At 53.7% G+C, this 18205-nt stretch carries 14 protein-coding genes; 9 read left to right on the top strand and 5 right to left on the bottom strand.

Translation table 11 applies throughout. The annotated features are described in order from the left end of the window. Nucleotides 1-21: 21 nt before the first annotated feature. The 4 genes from RID21_RS00875 to RID21_RS00860 form a co-directional block, all read right to left on the bottom strand. A complete protein-coding gene (locus tag RID21_RS00875) occupies nt 22-1062 on the bottom strand; it encodes a tetratricopeptide repeat protein (protein WP_350186734.1) in 1041 nt (346 codons plus the stop codon). A gap of 30 nt (nt 1063-1092) precedes the next feature. Further along, nucleotides 1093-1656 carry a signal peptidase II gene (gene lspA, locus RID21_RS00870; protein WP_350186733.1) on the bottom strand — a complete coding sequence of 188 codons (564 nt, stop codon included), beginning with the start codon at nt 1654-1656 and terminating at the stop codon, nt 1093-1095. Between the two features lie 68 nt (nt 1657-1724). Beyond that, on the bottom strand, nt 1725-2753 hold the full coding sequence (locus tag RID21_RS00865; protein ID WP_350186732.1) for a vWA domain-containing protein: 1029 nt from the start codon (nt 2751-2753) through the stop codon (nt 1725-1727). Between the two features lie 168 nt (nt 2754-2921). Then, nucleotides 2922-3887, bottom strand: coding sequence for a LolA family protein (locus RID21_RS00860; protein ID WP_350186731.1), 966 nt, complete (start codon nt 3885-3887; stop codon nt 2922-2924). 325 nt (nt 3888-4212) lie between these two features. Between RID21_RS00860 and RID21_RS00855 the strand changes: the two genes are divergently transcribed. From RID21_RS00855 to RID21_RS00830, 6 genes are all read left to right on the top strand, one after another. After that, the gene (locus RID21_RS00855; protein ID WP_145046372.1) at nt 4213-5349 is read left to right on the top strand and encodes a hypothetical protein; all 1137 of its coding nucleotides are present in this window, start codon (nt 4213-4215) and stop codon (nt 5347-5349) included. Between the two features lie 162 nt (nt 5350-5511). After that, nucleotides 5512-6255 (top strand): hypothetical protein, encoded by a 744-nt coding sequence (locus RID21_RS00850; protein WP_350186730.1) that lies wholly within the window; start codon nt 5512-5514, stop codon nt 6253-6255. Nucleotides 6256-6322: 67 nt separating this feature from the next. Beyond that, complete coding sequence (locus RID21_RS00845; RefSeq protein ID WP_350186729.1) at nt 6323-7579, top strand: isopeptide-forming domain-containing fimbrial protein; 1257 nt, start codon at nt 6323-6325, stop codon at nt 7577-7579. A 473-nt stretch (nt 7580-8052) separates the two neighbouring features. Continuing rightward, a complete protein-coding gene (locus RID21_RS00840; protein ID WP_350186728.1) occupies nt 8053-8388 on the top strand; it encodes an STAS domain-containing protein in 336 nt (111 codons plus the stop codon). Nucleotides 8389-9250: 862 nt separating this feature from the next. Beyond that, entirely contained in the window at nt 9251-10366 is a 1116-nt protein-coding gene (locus tag RID21_RS00835; protein WP_350186727.1) for a serine hydrolase domain-containing protein, read from the top strand. Nucleotides 10367-10560: 194 nt separating this feature from the next. Then, nucleotides 10561-11370, top strand: coding sequence for a lysophospholipid acyltransferase family protein (locus RID21_RS00830; protein ID WP_350186725.1), 810 nt, complete (start codon nt 10561-10563; stop codon nt 11368-11370). On the opposite strand, the gene RID21_RS00825 is transcribed toward RID21_RS00830, so the two are convergent. Next, on the bottom strand, nt 11330-14116 hold the full coding sequence (locus RID21_RS00825) for a putative Ig domain-containing protein (RefSeq protein ID WP_350186724.1): 2787 nt from the start codon (nt 14114-14116) through the stop codon (nt 11330-11332). The genes RID21_RS00830 and RID21_RS00825 overlap by 41 nt on opposite strands. 463 nt (nt 14117-14579) lie before the next feature. Between RID21_RS00825 and RID21_RS00820 the strand changes: the two genes are divergently transcribed. From RID21_RS00820 to RID21_RS00810, 3 genes are all read left to right on the top strand, one after another. Then, entirely contained in the window at nt 14580-15296 is a 717-nt protein-coding gene (locus tag RID21_RS00820) for a pyridoxine 5'-phosphate synthase (RefSeq protein ID WP_350186723.1), read from the top strand. Nucleotides 15297-15927: 631 nt separating this feature from the next. Continuing rightward, complete coding sequence (gene glnA, locus RID21_RS00815) at nt 15928-17340, top strand: type I glutamate--ammonia ligase (protein ID WP_350186722.1); 1413 nt, start codon at nt 15928-15930, stop codon at nt 17338-17340. A 356-nt stretch (nt 17341-17696) separates the two neighbouring features. Next, on the top strand, nt 17697-18140 hold the full coding sequence (locus tag RID21_RS00810) for an Hsp20/alpha crystallin family protein (protein ID WP_350186721.1): 444 nt from the start codon (nt 17697-17699) through the stop codon (nt 18138-18140). The last annotated feature ends 65 nt before the right edge of the window (nt 18141-18205 follow it).

The following is an 18205-nucleotide window of genomic DNA, read 5'->3' as shown; positions in this document are numbered from 1 at the left end:
CAAATGGTTGTTTTCCCGTGATCAGTTTTTCTGACCTGCTTCCTGCATCAGTTGATTGATCATCTGTTCGGCCATCTGTCGCGCTGTCGTTGTTGGATAACGGGCGACGGTTTCCTGGTAGAGCCGCAGGGCATTAGCTGACTGCCCCATGGCCTTGAGTGAATCGGCGGCCTTGAGACTGGCATCGGCGGACAGCTGCGGATTGGCAGCATAACCCAGGGGGACCCAGAGATACCAGGCTGCGGCCTGGCCGTGACGGTCGAGTTGAGCGTAGCCTGCACCAAGCAGATAACAGGGGCCTCCCCGGAGATGTTCCGGGATCAGTTTCAGATTCCGTTCCCAGCGCTGCAGTTCCAGCAGGCTGATGTCGCCTGCTCGCAGTCGGAGTCGCCAGAGTTGGGCGCGTGCCAGTTGCTGGATATTCCGATTGGTGCTGGTGGCCAGGGAACGCAGGGTTGCTTCCGACTGGGCCGCATAATCCGGGGCTGTCAGCAGAATGCTGGCGCCGAGCAGTTGTCTGACTTCGTTAGGATCCGTCAACCAGCCTCGTGCTGCACTACGAGCTGGAGAGAGGCTTTCGCTGATCGACCAGTCGAGGGGGATCAGTTCAAAATAGCGTGCGTCCGGCTCATGTTCGACCATCGTCTGGAAGCGAAGTGCCGCCTTCAGGATGTCCCCCTGAAACAGAGCCGCTTTAATCAGCTGAGCGAGAATCTCGCGTCGGACCCAGGTACGGTTTTCGATATTCAACGCTTCACTGAAGGACTGAGTGGCTTTGTCGTATTTGCCCTGGTGCATCTGTTCCAGACCGCGCTGGTGAGATTCCGTCTGGGGCGTATGCACCTTGACGATTTCCGAGCCGGGATAGGTGCGGACTGTACCGCTGGGCAGCAGCTTGACTTTGATTTCTGACTGGGTGAAATCGAGAATCGTGCAGGGGAGTGTTGCCTGGCCCACATGATGATCGGGGCGGACTTCGATCTTATCCTGCGCAGCGGCTGAGCTGGTGAACCCGGTCAGGGCTGCCACAGTCAGGATCATGATCAAAAAAGTACACTTCATCAATTCCGGGTTTCCAAATCTCGGGGCAGGTTACTCCGCAGCTGTGGGGGCCGCCTGATCCGGGGGAGTCGGTTGTGAATCGGAATTCTGCTGCTTCGGTTCCTTGGTAAAGAGCCAGGAGATCAGCATCAGAATCGCACCGCCGGTAATTGCCATGTCGGCTACATTAAATATGCCAGTGCGCAATGGACCGAGACCAATATTCAGAAAGTCGATAACGATTCCGTTGAGAAAGACACGATCAATCAGGTTGCCGATGCCTCCTGCCAGCAAGAGCGAGAGGGCAATAAACTGAACCAGGGGCATCTGCCAGCGGAAGATCAGCATACCGGCGACAATCAATAGAAAAGCGGCGTTAGCTACGACCAGCAGGAAGAAGCGGACCGGTTTAGAGAGACCACTGCCGACACTCAGGAAAGCCCCGGTGTTCTCGGCATATTCCATGCGGAGTGTGTTATTGAAATAGGTAATGGGGCGTTTGTTCTGCAGATTCTCGACCGCAATCTTCTTTGTGTACTGATCACAGCCTACGCAGAAGATCAGGCAGATCAGCAGCAGGGTATAGCGGGTCGCTTTAGAAACCGTGGCGGACATGCAGCAGCAACTTTCTCAGAGGTTAGATGAATCCAGAGAAGATCAGCAAAGTCAATCGTGCTGAGCTCCTAGCGTTTGATAATAAATTTACGGACGTTGTAATAGCGGTAACTGCCTCGATTCTGTCGCGCGAGCTTATCGAGGGAATTCCCCTCTTTCACCGGAAAGCCCTCGCCGAATTCGATGCAGTGAATCTTCGCTTTACCAGCATTCAGACGGCGAATTTCATTCAGATCTGCACTGGAGAGCTGGGGATGTTTCGCGTCCGTGAGAAAGAATATGACATCTGGGTGAAAACTTAAAGCTCTCTTTAAGGCGGGCAGGTGATCAGTGCCGCCATCGGGCTCGACACTCTGGATAAACTGACGCGCCAGCGTGCGGTTGATGTCCGAAGCATAGGGCATTTCGGAGTCGTTTCCGCGATGTTTCATCGCCCGGGTGGCTGTATTGTAGAAGATGATCTGGAACTGCTGATGATGATTAAGCCCGGACAGACTGGCGATGAGCTCGGAACGCGCCTTACGAATCGGGGCCCCCTGGGGAGCTGCCATACTGCCTGAGCAGTCCATGACGAACACAAATCGCTTGCCGGAATCGACTGCGTCAAAAAAGTTGACTTTTCCAGAACCCATCACAGGTGGGGCCAGGGCTGCTGCTGGCGACATTACCAGATCGCTGGTGGGATCTGAATTGGGTGAGTTCGGGAGATTTGGCGACTGCACCGGGCCTGCTCCCAGCAGCTTGGTGTTGAGTTCAGGTAATTGTGGATCCACGGGCGGTTTCTGGTCCATGACCTCCGTCACCTGTGGTTGCGCCAGCGGAGTTGGCTGGTTTTCAAGCGTTTCCTGTGGTTCCTGATCCGCGTCTTCCGGTTGATCAGCATCGGGGGACTGTTTGACGTAGATGCCCACACTGCGGAGTTCCCCTTCATCACCGCCGGTTTGTCCACTGTCACAGCGGTTGAGGCTGGAGATCAGAATCAGCAGAATCAGCGAATGAATGGCCAGTGAAGCAGCCCAACTCGGAACCACCAGCAGAGGCGAGTTTTTCTGCCAGCGGGAGGTTCGCTGTTCAAGTTCTGTTAATGCTGCCGGCATGAGGAGTGGTCCGCAGGTCTAACTGGCTTCCGGAAAGGATCAAACGCAGGTCTAAGTTCATTAAGTGTATGATATTTCAGAGTTTAATGTGAGACCAGATTGCCAGGCCTCCCTCGATTCCACCCGAAAGCGTGACAGAACGGGAGCCCGGCTACGTTTCATACGTGTTTATTGGCTTAACTGTTTAAGGTATTGATGAGTGATATCCACCGGAAACACACCATCGGGTGGTTCATACGCGAATTGCGTCGCGGCAATAGGTGCATTCAGGGTCACCTTACTGAAATTCAGGGTCACCATACTCTCCATGGTTTCCTGGTTCTTTTTCAGATAGACAATCCGGCGTGGAAACAGGGAGTCCGGATCGAGATAAATTCTGACTCCATCCGGCACATAAGCGGGTAACTGGGCCGGGGCATTGGGATCTCCCCCTTTAAACTGCGCGAGAAAGCCTTCTTTCCAGCTTCCATTCAGAACGGTCAGGGTTTTACCGCTGATGGTTCGTTCGGCGACGCTTTCAAACTGCATGTTCTTCTGAATCGCAGCTAACAGCCCGGGCAGTCCCCCCAGACCGAGTTCAGCCACCAGCAGATTTGGTTGGGAATTGGGATTCATCTGGGCCTGTTTCAGGATCGCCTGTACATCACGGCGGGTGACTCGTGAATTCCCCTTTATATTGTGTTCGGTCCAGAGAACCTGTCCATCACAGATTTCGAGCAGGGTTCCGACCGGTTTTCCGTCCTCTTTACGACTTTGGACTTCGAATTCCAGTCTGAGCTTGAGGTCTTTTCCCTGCAGATACTTCCCTTTAATGTGAAACGGCTTGGGGCCGATCTGCACCGTTTCCGTGATTTCCGCCTGAATTGAGCTGTAGGCCAGCAGTTTCTCCCGCGATTTTTTGAGGAGTGCCTCTGCATAAGCCGGATTTTTTTTCAGATTCTTTTCGCCTGAAGAATCACCATCCGGGCTTTCCGCGGGACTGCTTTCCGGATCAGCCAGGGCCAGACTCGTCTGGGGAGCTGTCGCTGTATCCTTATTAGCAGCAGCAGCTTGTGATAACTGTTCCCAGGGAAAAAAGTTGTAGAGTCCTGCCAGTAACAGGAAGCCGACCATAAAAGTTAAATTGCGTAACATGTTCTAATTGTTCGGAAAAAAACGAATTTATCAAAGAATCAGACCACTTCGGTCCGAAAACAGATGTATGAGGTCATCCATGTACCTCTAGCTGGCTGGAGTATGCAGTCAGCAGGCCGTACAGCTCAGAGTGTTGCGTTGAAATTCAGGGTCTTTGCATTTTAACGGATATTTGGGTTTGGGGTCGACCTGAAAACTGAGTCTTTTTTGAACCGTACGTCGACTGTTCCCAATTCCCAGGAATCGACGTCTGTGTTTGTGATCGGCGGTTCTTCACTTAACTAGTCGCATTATTCGTCGTGGGGTATTCGAACAAGGGGTCATGATGAAGTACTACTTCCTGGCTTTAGGTACATTGGTTGTTGTCTGTGTTGGCTGTGCAGCCGACGGACAGCAAGTTATTAAAAAGGGTGAGTATGTTGCTCCACCCGCTGCCATGATGCAGCGGCCGGGGCCAATGGTGGATGGACCCGGTCCCGGCGTATTGCCGATGCTGGCACCACCACCAGCCAGTGCATTCGCTGCACGGACATCACAGATTCGGTTTGTGGGTCCCGCTGGCATGAAAGTGGGCTGGCAGGTTGCGGAAGGTTATGCCGAAAACCAGATCACCGCTCCTGGACGTTACAACTTTAACCAGGGGGCAACCTACCGGTTAAAGCTGTCACACATTCCGGGCCGCTCAATTCCGGCACTGTATCCGTCACTGCAGGTTTATCCGTCGCATCCGACGACCGATGCCTACCTGTCACACAACAGTATTCCTCTGGAAATCACTCCGGAAGACCTGGATCAGGTTGAAAGTAACAACTTTGTTACCAAGGTCATCTACCTGCCGGATGAAAAATTCCAGGAACTGGCAATCGCCGGTGTCGAAACTCTGGTTTCTACCCGTCTTGATCCCGGTGTAGACCCTGTTGCAGAAGCAGATCGTCGCGGTACGATCATGGCTGTCCTGCGGATGGGTAACATGGATCTGGAGATGCCCTCCGGTGACGGTGGAAACGAAACAGTATCACAGGTCTCTTACGATGGTGACGCAGGAGCTCACATGGCTCCCATGCCGATCCCCGGAGATACCATTGGTGTGACTTCCGGTGTCCCGGTTCCGACCATGGTCGGAGGAATGGGAGCACCTGGTCAGCCGGCTTACAACCCGATTGCAGGCATGGGACCGACTCCCGCCTGGGGTATGCCGATGACCGGTACACCGATCGGATTGCCCGGACCTCCTCACATTCCGCTGGGGGGACCTGCCAGTCTGAAATCACACACCATTCGGAATGTCTCCAAGACAAACCTTCCGAAACCGGTTGATCACTTCCTGATCGATGTCAAACAGGATCCGGCTCCAAGCCTGCCGAAACCTGTCAAGTACATCCAGTACTCAGAAAGTCATCCGGTACACTCTCCAGGCCAGGTATCGTATCCTCGTACGATGGCTCCCGGCCCGGGATATTAAAAGACTCAGGACCCACGCAGCACTCCCTGTCGCCTGCAGGGAGTGCTGCCCCTTGTCTTTTCGATTGCACTTCTGCTCTACCTGTATCCTCTCCTGCTTCGCAACCGTCTTGATTTTTCTCCTGTCATCCTTTCGGACAACTGATTGTAGAAAATTTCTGTTATGACAAGTTTCATTCGACAAAACCGATCACGCTTATTAGCCATGCTGTTAATGACCATGATCGTTTTTGTCATGGATCTGCAGACCGCCTGGTCGCAGCAGATGGTTGGCGGACGGCAATACAATGTGGGGAACCGGTTCTACCATCCCCTCAATCAGCGCACACCTCCGGGAGTTGCCGGACAGTGGGCCGCTCTCTCCGGTCAGGTTCAGGAAGGCTATATTCAGCCGATGCGGGTTTCGCTGCCCTCCAAGGGAACCGTCACTTTCTATGTGAATGGTCCCGAGCAGACGATTCGGAAAGCATCACCTGCTCCGATTGGCTTTGCCGTCGGTTATGTCTATCGCGTCAAAATCAGCGACATGCCTGAATTTCCGGGTGTCGAGCTGTATCCGACGATTGAACTCATCGATCGCCTGCATCCACCAGCGGGACTGGCAGAACAGTATCCCGTGCCGGTGAGCATTACCGAAGAAGATATCGAACTGGTCATGTCTGGCAGAATGGTTTCCAAGGTTGTGTACCTGGAACGTCCCCAGACTGCGGTTCCAGCGACTTATCAGAAACAGCCGACACAATCGATCTCAGCGCAGAAGAATCTGATCGCCGAAGCCGATCTGTTAGGGCGTCCGATGTTGATCTTACGAATTGGCGGCCGACTGCCTTCAACGCGTGGCGAAGATCCCGCGTTTTATGGTGGTGCTCCTGTAGTCGAATTACAGGCTCCGGCTGACCAGAACTGAGAATGGTGTAAGTGAAGGAAATCCCGTGTTGAATCTGTCGTACCGAAAATTGAGAGGAGCATCGCGAGTGCAGCGTGTCTGCTCTGCGGCTGCGATGATACTGCTGAGTGTCAGTAGCGGATGTTCCAGTCTGTCTCCTGTCACAGGATCACTTCCCTGGGGCAAACAGACCGCTTCACCCATCGATCAGCAGCCTCCTGCTATTCAGCATGCCGACTTTGATGCCAATGTCGGAGCGGCGCGTCTTTCCGCGCCAGCGAAACAGCCTGCAGCTGCCTCACCGATTCAACAGGTCGCTTATCAACAACCGATGCCGGCTGCCTGTCCTCCACGTCCTGCATACTGCGAGTTTTCGCCTGCGGTTCAGCGAGATTATACACTGCCCGCCGGCAGCGATCCTGAAATGGTCAGAATGTACCCCGACGAATATCTGTTCGACGGCGGTGATCGCGAAAACCCCGTCCATTATGACGACTACAGCCGCCTGGGACTGGATACCGAAGATACCATCGTGGAATACCAGACCCACAAAGGCAATCACGAAGTCAAGAAATCAAACCGGGTCGCGGTCTACGCACCCCGTTTCGCTGCGATTCGCACCGCCAGCACTCCTCTGTCCGGAACATCAATCGATGCTCTGGCCACCACGGAAGATACCGTTAAAGGTGTCGGCATCGATGCTCGGACTGTGATCTCACAACACAAACAGCGTGAGCAGCTCGAAGGCATCCGCATGCGTTCCCGCGCCAGTGGCGTCGAAACTGAACAACAGCAGGGTGCTGTGGGACAAACGGCCCTCCTGGGCGGTCATACTAAGCTGACCAACCTCTACCAGGATACCGGCACCGAAACCACCGGACAGTTCGAACAGTCGGACGAGGCACGCATCGCTTACCAGGTTCAGGCCGCAGCCATCTGGTCGCGAGCTCAGTTCCCTGTCATCGCGATTCGCTCCCAGTCGGCTCACTCTTCAAAGAGTGCCGTCAAACCGGAAGAATACGTCGGCATCGAAGACAAACGTAAAACCGAAGGCAATCTGCAGCTCGTCAAAATGGCTGACAAGAAAAATGCCAAGCCGGGTGACGAGATCCTGTTTACCATCAAATATGAAAACGTGGGTGACTTCGATGTCGAAGGCATCAAGATCGTCGACAACCTGACACCGCGTCTGGAATACATCGAAGACAGTGCCACCTCAGACAGAGCAGGCCGGCTCATCGTCGAAGACAATCAGGAAGGCAGCCTGATCCTGACCTTCGAAGTCGATGAAACCGTCAAAGGACACACCGGAGGTGTCGTCACCTTCAAGGCTCGGGTTCGCTAAACCCGAACCGCTAACAATACCCTTAGTGGATTCCCGCGAATCCAAAGCCCGCTTGGCAATCTGTCGAGCGGGCTTTTTCTTTGGTTTCAGCGCCAACCCTCTGCTGCCGCTTATCAGGGCAAAGCGTGCGCCCACCACGGGCAGAGTGTCAACGACCCTGTGTTTCAAATTACTACAGGGTGAGGTATTTTACTGCACTCTTTTGCGACTCCTTAATTTAACAGTTACTTTAAATAAGTGGGTGGGTCTACTGTAAGATACTATTATTATTAGGCTTATGAGCACCGCTCTTTAAGCGCTGATTCGTTCACGTCTCCAGTATTCCGGTCCCCAACGATTGGCACATGAATTGCCAGAGTATGCTTGCGTCAAGCATCTGAAACGCGAAGCAGTACGCGGGACATTGTTGTTCTCTTACTTATATTTTTTTCTTCTGCTGCGTTTCCTGTCCCTTTCATAAGGATGAGTACAAGATGACGGTCCAACAGGGAGGCATACTCCAGGTTTACCATTCCGGTCCACTTTGTGTGGCAGGGTTTGGCGGGAAGGATATCCTTGATACGTTCAGCGTCAAAGATATTCGAGATGAATTGCTGGAACTGGTCAAAGAAAATCAGTGTGAAACACTGGCTCTCGACCTCACCGGCGTCACATTGATTCCGAGCGGCATGCTCGGGCTGCTGGCTTCCATGCGAGATCTCAACATCGACATCCATTTGTATAACCCCTCGGAAGATATCCGTGAGGTCCTGGAAATCACCAGGCTGAACCAGTTCATGCATCTGCATGATGTCGAAATCCCTTACTGATTTTTCTACCATTCGAAGTCATCAGCGAAGGTCAACTCCGGTTGGCCTTCGCTTTTTTCTTTTCCCCATCACTGCTGACGCGAAACGTCCCTTCCGTAACACCGACGACACATACATACCCACCTGTTGATCTGCTTCCCTGAAAATCACCTGCACGCGACTGAACAGACTGGACTTGATCGACGCTCCCCGAATCGTATTCTTGTGCAATTGTGCTTCGCGCGCGAGGCGGACGATGCGTGCACCGGAACACAACGCACTAATAACACAACAGCACCTGAATCGCCGTCGATTTTCACCTCATCTGCACTGGAATAAAAAGCACCGGTTCCCCATGTCTCGTAAAATTTCAACTCATTTCGGAGCAACTTCAGAGCATTTCGCAGCACATTCATCAGCAACTCACACGATTTCAGTGTTCCCCCATAGCACAATCTCCGCTTGACCCAGCGACGCCCATTCTCAAAATACAATCCAAGCATAACAGTCCTCAATAAAACTGATCGGCAAGGCACGAACCGCCGGTAATCAGTGCTGACGAGTAATAGAATCAGGTATCATTATTTATCCACTCACAAAAAGTAGGGGAGGACCCATGTGTCCTCCCGCCTGACGATGCTGAATCCAGTTCCGAATCTGATGGCCACCATCTGATCGGGTTACCCGGAGCAGTTGCCCCAACAATCTTACAAATCGCCACCCACCACGCGACCTGAAAACCGAACACATGATGCACAACCACACGAACTCCCTTTATGAGGGACAATTCGCAATTAACCGGATATAGTAGGCATAGTGAGTCTCCCGAACTCCGTTCGGACACACTCCCGCACCAACCCATACAGCAGGAAATAAAATCCAGATGTCCCGCATTCATCCCGCACGTTGGCAGACCGTCGAACAACTCGTCGACCAGTATTGTGAATCCGGTCAGGTTCCCGCGATCGCCTTACAGGTCATCACCGGTGAAACCACGTGCCACTATCGCCAGGGGCGTCAGTCTGTCAAAGATGACAACGGCACCCTGCGTGACGATGCGATCTTCCTGGTGGCCTCCATCACCAAACCCATCGTCGTGCTCGGCGTGCTCAAACTGCTCGAACAGGGGGAACTGCTGCTCAACGACCGCGTGAAACAATACATCCCGGAATTCGGTTGTGCCGGCAAACACGGAATTACGATCCGACATCTGATGACACACACTTCAGGTCTGCCCGACATGTTGCCCAATAACCGGGAACTGAGGGCAGCCCAGGCCCCGCTGTCCGAATTCGTCAGACAGATCTGTGAACTGACGCCCGATGAACCACCCGGCCGGATCGTGCAGTATCAAAGCACCGGCATCGCGATTCTCGGCGAACTGATCCAGCGCATCACAGGCAAGTCGGCTCCCCAGTATCTGCGGGACGAACTCTTCCAGCCGCTGGAGATGCATGACACATCCCTGGGCGTTCCACCGGAATGGTCTGAAGGAGGCGCGACTCGCCTGGAGCGCCTCGTCGAAATCCATGTGCCGCCGGAATTGAATGTGGAACCTCACTGGGACTGGAACAGTCCCTACTGGCGCGGCTTTGGTGCTCCCTGGGGCGGACTCTTCACTACCCCCACAGACCTGGGAAAGCTGGTCGGCATGCTCCAGCAGCAAGGACTGGTTCTGGATCAGCGTCTCTTCTCCGCGCAGACGATCCGCCAGGCAACCCGTGACCAGCTGCCTGAAATCCCCGGCCTCTCGGAAACCGCCCGCCAGGGGAAAGGCTGGGGACTGGGCTGGCAGATCGTCACCCGGGTCAAAAGCGATTACTACGGCGATCTCCTCTCTGACCAGGCATATGGACACGGCGGCGCAACGGGAACAGTCCTCTGGATCGATCCTCAACTCGATGCCGCCGCCATCATCCTGACGACCGAACCCCAGGAACCACACGGCCGGTACCTGGCCCGCTTGAGCAACGCCATCGTAGCCGCCATCGAAGTGTAGTTGAAGTCTTGATTCCGCTCTGACGTCAATATTTTATTCCCCGTTGTCGGTTGATCTTTGATGAACACGGCTTCGCTGATGCCACTCTGACTGCATTATTGTTGCTTTGCCGATTTTGTTCACTGTATAATCAGGCTCCTCAAACCTGATAAGGTATCTGAACTTCCCGCACACTTTTATTATTCTGATTCGCAATGAGCGCTGAAGCAGCCGGTGTTCTGACACTGGTCATTTATCTGTTGATTCTCCTGGCAGTGGTCGTCTACCAGGCGGTAAAACTGCCCGACGGCTGGCGTGCCTGGATTCTGTTCTCGATTACCCGCGTGTATGCGCCCGGGCTCTGGAAGATTAAACGCAATCAGCGCTGCCCCTTTCCCGGCGATTCCGCAGGCATCATCATTGCCAATCATCGCAGCCCCGCTGATCCGATCATTCTCTGGTACAATTCGCACCTGGGGAATCCACAGAAAAAAATGCGCTGCATCAGTTTCCTGATGGCGAGGGAGTACTACGAGCGACCAGGTCTGGTCGGCTGGATCTCGCGTGCCATGCATTCGATTCCTGTAGAACGCAATGGGAAGGATGTGGCTCCCGTTCGGGAGGCCTTGCGCAAACTCAAACAGGGTGATCTGATTGGAGTCTTTCCCGAAGGAGGCATTCAGGAAGGGCGGTCGATTAAACATGCGAATTCCGGCATCGCTTTCCTGGCGCTCCGTTCCCAGGCGCCCGTCTACCCGGTGTATATCAACAATTCACCCGGCGGTAAAAACATGGTGGAACCCTTTTATTCTCCCGCAGAGACGTCAATCACTTACGGCGAACCAATCGATCTGTCCGCGTACTACGACCTCAAGCATACGAAGGAGATCCTCGAAGAAGTGACCACGCTCATGATGTGGAAACTGGCAGAACTCGGAGACACCGAATATCTCGGTGCCCCGCGTCCCGACGAGCAGGCAGGGCTCATCCCCATGACAGAAGATCATCAGCGAAAGGCGAACTGAAATACACGTCGATCTCCTGCAGTTCCCCTGCACCTTGTTGCACTTCTGTTTCCCTCAACGGCGCAGGGAAACCAGGGACGGACTGCCAGGCACCCGCTCCCCTCATTTCGAATTCCCTGTTTTGCTGATCCAGAATTGGAGTGAGTCCGCGGTCATGTATGAATGACGGATCAATGTCTGCAGCAGTGAACGCTGAAAGACTCTGAGCAGTAGCAGCCTCCCACTGCAGCGGGGCAGTCATTGTCGGCAGTGCAGACGGCGTTGGTTCCTCAACCGTCTGAACGGGAAGGGGGGGCTGTTCCTGGGATTCAACTTTTGAGTCGAATGGTTCTTCTCCCTGCGATCCGGTAGCATCCAGTGTGACTTCTGTAGAAAATGAATGTTGTGGAACTGCTGGTTGCGTCTCAACCGTGTTGAAGGAACTGACCAGCGGAGCCACAGTCCAGGCGTGAGGATAGCTGGCAGGAAAATACAGTTCCGGATCTTCCAGCTTTCGACGACCATAATTAGCCGCCAGGACCAGCAGGTCGTGGAAATCGACTCTGCCAGACTGGTTGAAGTCCACCGCCCACGTGTAAGGCAGCGGCGAATCGGCGACATCATGCTGGTAGGCAGTCGCGAACAGAACCAGATCCTGGAAATTGATAGCCCCGTCATCGTTAACGTCATAAGGCACCGCCCAGAACTGCGTCGCGGGTATGTCACTGTTTTCCAGCTGATGCGGCGCCTGGTCGACCAGTTCGAGAGACACATTTTCCAGTGCCAGACCTGAGTCAAAAGGACCAATGGACTGCGACCCAAAATCCAGGTCAACGTGGTCGGCGACAGTCGGTGTAAAATGAATCCGGGCGAGCAGCACACTCTGATGATCGCCCACATCGATTGCCAGCGTGCTGGCACTGACACCCTGAACCAGGCCGCTGGCATCATTGATCAGGGCCGACTGATTCTGCGTAAACGCGGGTCCGAATTCCACGACCGACGCAGTCGTGTACGCCGTCGCATAGGTCAGATCAAAAGTGAACGACACTATGCCGATGTCAGTCAGGTTACTGACCTGTCCCCAGACTTCAACCTGAAACGATTCCCATTCATGCAGGTCTTCCGTGTGTGCAGGCAGTACCAGGCTTTCACCATTGGCGGCGACCAACGTCGCTGACTCCACCACACGCAACTGCAACTGAGTCCGCGGCAGCGGCGCGACCGTCAACTGGAAGAGTACGCTGTCGGTGAGGCCCGCCAGATCGGCAGCGGTGATTTCAATTTCGATACTGCCAATATCAGCGAACGCGGGGACGCCCGTGAAGACACTTGTCAGCGCGTTGAAGGTCAACCATCCCGGCAACGGATCACCGTTTGACAATGCTGCCGTGAGCGTAATTTGATCGCCGTCCGACAGGTTGGCATCCGTAAAAAAAGGACTGACATCCAGGTTGAATCCGTCCCCTTCCGTCAGACTCTGATTGGTTATCGGACTGGCCACGGGCGCGACATTCGTGTAATCGTTATCCACAATCGTGCCACTGGCAAACGTCGTCTCTCCCAGCAGATAGTCGTTGCCAGCCAGCAACTGGATGGCCAGGCTTTCATCCGGTTCATCGAGTGCATCCTCGAGTACGTCAATCACCAGCGTAGCCGTTGCTACATCGGCAGCAAATGTGATTTCCCCACTCAGACTTTGAAAGTCCAGCCCCGGTGTGGCACTGCCTGAGATCTGATATGCCACCGTCAATGGCTGATCGATCTGCGCTTCACTCCGCTGGAACACGAATTCCAGCTGGCTGCTGCTGAGTTCCTCAACGCTCAATACAGATGCTTCCAGCGTCACGGTCGGCAGATCCGGCCCATTCACATTGCCTCCCAGGAACGACAGCATTTCCAGATCGCTGGCCTGGGTTCGCAGGTCGAGTCCCTGTAAGGCGACGGGGATCTCAGGGCGATCGAACTGCACGAATTCATAACCGGCAACCAGGTCGGGTTGAAACGCTTCGGCAGGTGTCGGATCGTAGCCGCCCGGCTGCAGAGTGTTGTTATTCTGATAGAACGGGTCATAGTCGTTGGCCTTCGTCCAGTCGGTGTAAGTCACCATACCCACCTGCAGCGTTTCAGGCAGATCGGGGCGATGATAGCGACTGTTTAACACCCAGTCCTGGCCGGGAATCTGGTACAGCGTGTAAGCGGAGTCGCCAATGCGGGCAATCTGTAGCTGGATCACCGCGTTGTTGCCCATGCTCTGCAGCACGAGTGATGAATTGCTGTTGCGGGTGGTCTTGGTCTCCATCTGGAACTGACTGCCGGCATTCCCCCAACCCAGGGAAAGAAAGATATAGTTTTCACCGTTATTGGTCCCGTCGTTCTGATGCGAACCCGGGCTCCAGTCGACTGCCGGATCAGTAATGTCGCGTGGTGTGCGGATCATCAGGCCGCCGAGTGAATACTGCGATCCGTTGGGAACATCATCCAGGTCGCTGTCGCCCACATCGTCGCGGTCGGTAATATGCACTTCCGTCGTGATCACAAAATCGCCAGTGATTTCCTTGTAAACCATGGGGCCGCGATAATCCTGGTACCAGACGGTGGTGTGCGGGATCATAACCATCCGGCCCGACTGTGTTCCGTTCACATCCCAGGTTTGCAGCTGATCGCCGGCCCAGCCTTCCGTCTGATATAACCGCTGCCAGTTCGATTGAGTGGCTGCGTCCTCAAAATCGTCACTCAGTGCCGTCAGATCATCGGCTGCCAGCATTTGCCGAGATTCCAGGAACTCCGTCTGCGCCGGGATCGGAGCAGACCTCACTCTCCACCGTCGGCGAGATGCTCGAACGGACCGCCGGGTAGCATTAGCGATAATTTGTACGAGCCAGCGGGGAAAAAACTGCTTGTATTCTTGAAACCACATATGTTCTGACCTGTTGTGAAGGGACGAAAGTCTGCAGTCAGCGGGAAACAGTGCCTGCTTCCAGAAGAGATTCGTCAACAAAACAGGAATGCGACAAAAGATCAGGATTTTCTTTGAAATTGACCTGATTGCCGAAGTTTCTGCCGGGCCGATTCTGGAACTGAGAAGAAAAAGCAATAAGATAAGGGAGATTCTTGAGTGAACGCCGAGAACTTTTCTCCGGCCTCGATTGTCGAACAAAGGAATGTTCCGGGGGTTGAGTTTCTTCCCCACCTCGCCAATCTGACTTTATTTGAACAGAAAGCATGTAATGCCCGCTTTAGGTGTAAACATTGACCACGTCGCCACCGTCCGTCAGGCTCGTTTAACCTTTGAACCGGATCCCGTCTGGGCGGCCGTGCTGGCGGAACTGGGAGGCGCGGATGGCATTACACTGCACCTGCGTGAGGATCGGCGGCACATTCAGGATCACGATCTCTATACCATGAAAAAGACAGTTCAGGTGAAACTGAACCTCGAGATGGCGGCGGAAGAAGAAATGACGGTGATCGCCCTGGAAGTCCGCCCCGATCAGGTTTCCCTGGTCCCCGAAAAGCGGGAAGAGCTGACGACCGAAGGGGGCTTGGATGTGGTCGCCAATCTGGAGCGGGTTGAGCAATGTGTACACCAGCTGCAACAGGCGGGGATCGAAGTCAGCCTGTTCATCGACCCCGATGTCGAACAGATCGCCGCTGCAAAACAGGTGGGAGTACACGCTGTCGAATTGCACACCGGCCGCTACGCCGATGCGACCTCGGCCGACGAACAGCAGAAAGAATATGACGTCATTGTGAAAGCCTCCGAGTTTACCGTCGCGCAGGGACTGAAGCTGCACATGGGGCACGGATTGACGTATCGCAATGTCTCAAAGATCGCCGCCATTCCCGATGTCTGTGAGCTGAATATCGGTCACAGTATCGTCTCGCGGGCGGTGCTGGTCGGCATGGAACAGGCGGTTCGCGAGATGAAAGCACTGGTGACCGTTTAGGCGATCTTCAGGCGTCTCAAATATCTAAAGATCCTTTAGAATGCCGCTGTTCTGCGGGACCACCGCACGCCTGTATTTCGCCTGTCTGGCTAATCGTTACAGGCTGTTGATTTTATTTGATTGTCATGATTTAAGCTCTCTCGCAGGCAAGCCGGATTTCACGAGAGAAGTCGTGCCACACAGTAGATTTCTCGGTCCTGATACGTTAAGGTGAATCCCAAACTGGCAACCTGCGCCGACTGAAGTTTCCGTCAACATCAGACCCGGTCGCAAGTTGTGCCTGAGGGTTTCGGTATGGTTGCGAGCTCCTGCAATCGCTATCTGTCCAGCCGATCTACTTTGATGTCAGGAAGATAAGAAGTAGCCCGAAAAAGTGGGTCGCCAGACACTCCGTTGATGAGCAGTGGAGACCGTCTGACTCACGGCGAAAACGAGTAAAGATAAAAGCGTTCTAAGATCTGAATCGTTCTGGTTTTGCTTGAGTAGCTTTTGGATCAGTCCGCAGTGTTTTCTGTGAACTGTCGTCTTTGCTTGGACTATTTTTTGGAAATGATCGGTTTTACGCAGGACAGGGTAAGGCGGACCTCTTCACCTGCGGTATCACTCAGAATTTTAGAGGAGCAAATTTACGATGACTCCCAAGGACTTTTTTGCCTTCGCAGAAAAAAATGGCGCCAAGATGGTAGACTTAAAGTTTACCGACATCTTTGGTACCTGGCAGCATTGCTCGTACCCCCTCAGCACCTGGGACGAAGGTACTTTTGAAGATGGCGTCGGTTTCGACGGCTCTTCAATCCGTGGCTGGCAGACAATCGACAGCTCAGACATGCTGGCTGTTCCCGATCCTGCTACCGTGAAAATGGATCCCTTCTTCAAGCAGCCGACCGTCAGCGTTCTGGCTGACATCGTCGATCCGATTACCAAAGAAGATTACAACAAAGACCCCCGTGGCGTTGCCAAAAAAGGTCTGGCTTACCTGCAGCAGACCGGCCTGGCCGATGCCTGCTTCATCGGTCCCGAGCCCGAATTCTTCGTCTTCGACGACGTACGTTACCTCTCTAACCAGCGGGGAGCCATGTACGAAATCGACTCTTCTGAAGCTGCCTGGAACACAGGTCGTTCTGAAGAAGGCAACCTGGGTCACAAAGTGGGTTATAAAGGCGGTTACTTCCCCGTAGCTCCCACAGATACCTACGGCGACCTGCGTGCCGAAATGGTTGAAGAACTGCAGAAGGTCGGCATCGTTGTCGAAGCCCACCACCACGAAGTGGCAACCGCCGGTCAGTGTGAAATCGACATGGAATTCTCACCGCTGCTGCAGATGGCTGACCAGTTCATGTGGTACAAGTACATCATCAAGAACGTCGCCAAGCGGAACGGAAAAACCGTGACCTTCATGCCGAAACCGGTCTTCGACGATAACGGTTCTGGGATGCACACTCACATTTCACTCTGGAAAGATGGCAACACCCTCATGTACGGTGATGGCTATGCCGGACTGAGTGAATTCGCGATTCACGCTATCGGCGGGATCATCAAGCACGGCCGTGCTCTGATCGCGCTCTCCAACCCGACTGCCAACAGCTTCCACCGTCTGGTGCCTGGCTTCGAGGCACCCGTGACTCTGGCCATGAGCCAGCGGAACCGTTCTGCTTCCTGCCGTATCCCGATGTACTCCGGCAGCCCGAAGGCAAAGCGTGTTGAGTTCCGTTGCCCCGATCCGACCGCCAACGGTTACCTGAGCTTCACCGCTCTGATGATGGCGATGATCGACGGCGTGCAGAACAAGATCGATCCGGGTGAACCCCTCGATCGTGACATCTACGACATGACTCCGGAAGAGCTGGCTGAAACCAACGTCGCTCCCAAGAACCTGGACGAAGCTCTGATCGCTCTCGAAGAAGATCACGAGTTCCTGACAGCTGGCGACGTCTTCAGTGAAGACCTGATCAACTCCTTCATCAAGTACAAGCGGACTGAAGAGTTGGATCCGATTCGTTTACGCCCTCATCCTTATGAGTTCGATCTCTACTACAACGCGTAAGCGTTTCGTTCAGAGTACCGAAATCGGTAATATTCTCGCAGCAGGCCCCCGGGTTTGCTGCGAGTTTTTTATGCGCTGAGACACAGAGGTGCCATAATGACATGTGCTTCGGTGGTGTCGGTGGTGCCGTAATGGCATGGTTTGTGTGTGTTTCTGTAAATCTATTTTAGTTCTTATGGAAAAATTTATGATTGTAAGTGTATGGTAATAAATGAATTGTGGTGAAATATGTTGTTCTGTATGACTAATTGGCATGCTGGATGCATATTGGGGAACTGTCAATCAGCTGGTCAGTCCCACCTGTCAGGGATTACTGTTAATACAATTTCGTTTCTTATTTGATAAGGAGCAATGCCATGTTAAGCACACGCAATCACAAACTCGGATTTCCTTTTTCTGCTAACCTGCGTTCCGATCTGGATGATGCCTTCACCCAGTTCTTCGGCAAGTCATTTAACGGCTTCGAAGGCGCTTATTCGCCGCTTTCCGTCTGGGAAGAAGACAGCAAATTCCATGTCGCCCTGGATGTTCCCGGTATGACTAAAGAAGATCTGTCTCTGGATATTCAGGATGGAAACCTGGTTCTTACCGGCGAACGCAAGTCGGCCGAAAACCGGGAGCATCTCCACAACGAACGGAGCTTCGGCAAATTCAAACGGCTGGTTCGCCTGCCGGAATGGGTTGATCCGGCCTCTGTTTCCGCGACCCTCGATGCAGGTGTCCTGACTGTGGTCATGGATAAGAAAGCCGAGATGCAGCCCCGCCGGATTGAGATTCAGGATATTTCCAAATCTGAATAACCGGCTGGAGTGAAAATCTCCTTAAGAAAATGATTCGTTGCGACACCCCGATTGGCTTTACGAAG

Origin of the sequence: Gimesia sp. (assembly GCF_040219335.1) — a bacterium.
Taxonomy (GTDB): Bacteria; Planctomycetota; Planctomycetia; order Planctomycetales; family Planctomycetaceae; genus Gimesia.
The sequence above is the reverse complement of the archived record's forward strand: the minus strand, read 5'-3'. Positions and strand labels throughout refer to the sequence as shown.

Bases quoted from the DNA above. Each gene is read 5' to 3' on its own strand.
- RID21_RS00875 (WP_350186734.1), bottom strand. From the start codon at position 1,062: ATGAAGTGTACTTTTTTGATCATGATCCTGACTGTGGCAGCCCTGACC.
- lspA (WP_350186733.1), bottom strand. From the start codon at position 1,656: ATGTCCGCCACGGTTTCTAAAGCGACCCGCTATACCCTGCTGCTGATC.
- RID21_RS00865 (WP_350186732.1), bottom strand. From the start codon at position 2,753: ATGCCGGCAGCATTAACAGAACTTGAACAGCGAACCTCCCGCTGGCAG.
- RID21_RS00860 (WP_350186731.1), bottom strand. From the start codon at position 3,887: ATGTTACGCAATTTAACTTTTATGGTCGGCTTCCTGTTACTGGCAGGA.
- RID21_RS00855 (WP_145046372.1), top strand. From the start codon at position 4,213: ATGAAGTACTACTTCCTGGCTTTAGGTACATTGGTTGTTGTCTGTGTT.
- RID21_RS00850 (WP_350186730.1), top strand. From the start codon at position 5,512: ATGACAAGTTTCATTCGACAAAACCGATCACGCTTATTAGCCATGCTG.
- RID21_RS00840 (WP_350186728.1), top strand. From the start codon at position 8,053: ATGACGGTCCAACAGGGAGGCATACTCCAGGTTTACCATTCCGGTCCA.
- RID21_RS00835 (WP_350186727.1), top strand. From the start codon at position 9,251: ATGTCCCGCATTCATCCCGCACGTTGGCAGACCGTCGAACAACTCGTC.
- RID21_RS00830 (WP_350186725.1), top strand. From the start codon at position 10,561: ATGAGCGCTGAAGCAGCCGGTGTTCTGACACTGGTCATTTATCTGTTG.
- RID21_RS00825 (WP_350186724.1), bottom strand. From the start codon at position 14,116: ATGCTGGCAGCCGATGATCTGACGGCACTGAGTGACGATTTTGAGGAC.
- RID21_RS00820 (WP_350186723.1), top strand. From the start codon at position 14,580: ATGCCCGCTTTAGGTGTAAACATTGACCACGTCGCCACCGTCCGTCAG.
- glnA (WP_350186722.1), top strand. From the start codon at position 15,928: ATGACTCCCAAGGACTTTTTTGCCTTCGCAGAAAAAAATGGCGCCAAG.
- RID21_RS00810 (WP_350186721.1), top strand. From the start codon at position 17,697: ATGTTAAGCACACGCAATCACAAACTCGGATTTCCTTTTTCTGCTAAC.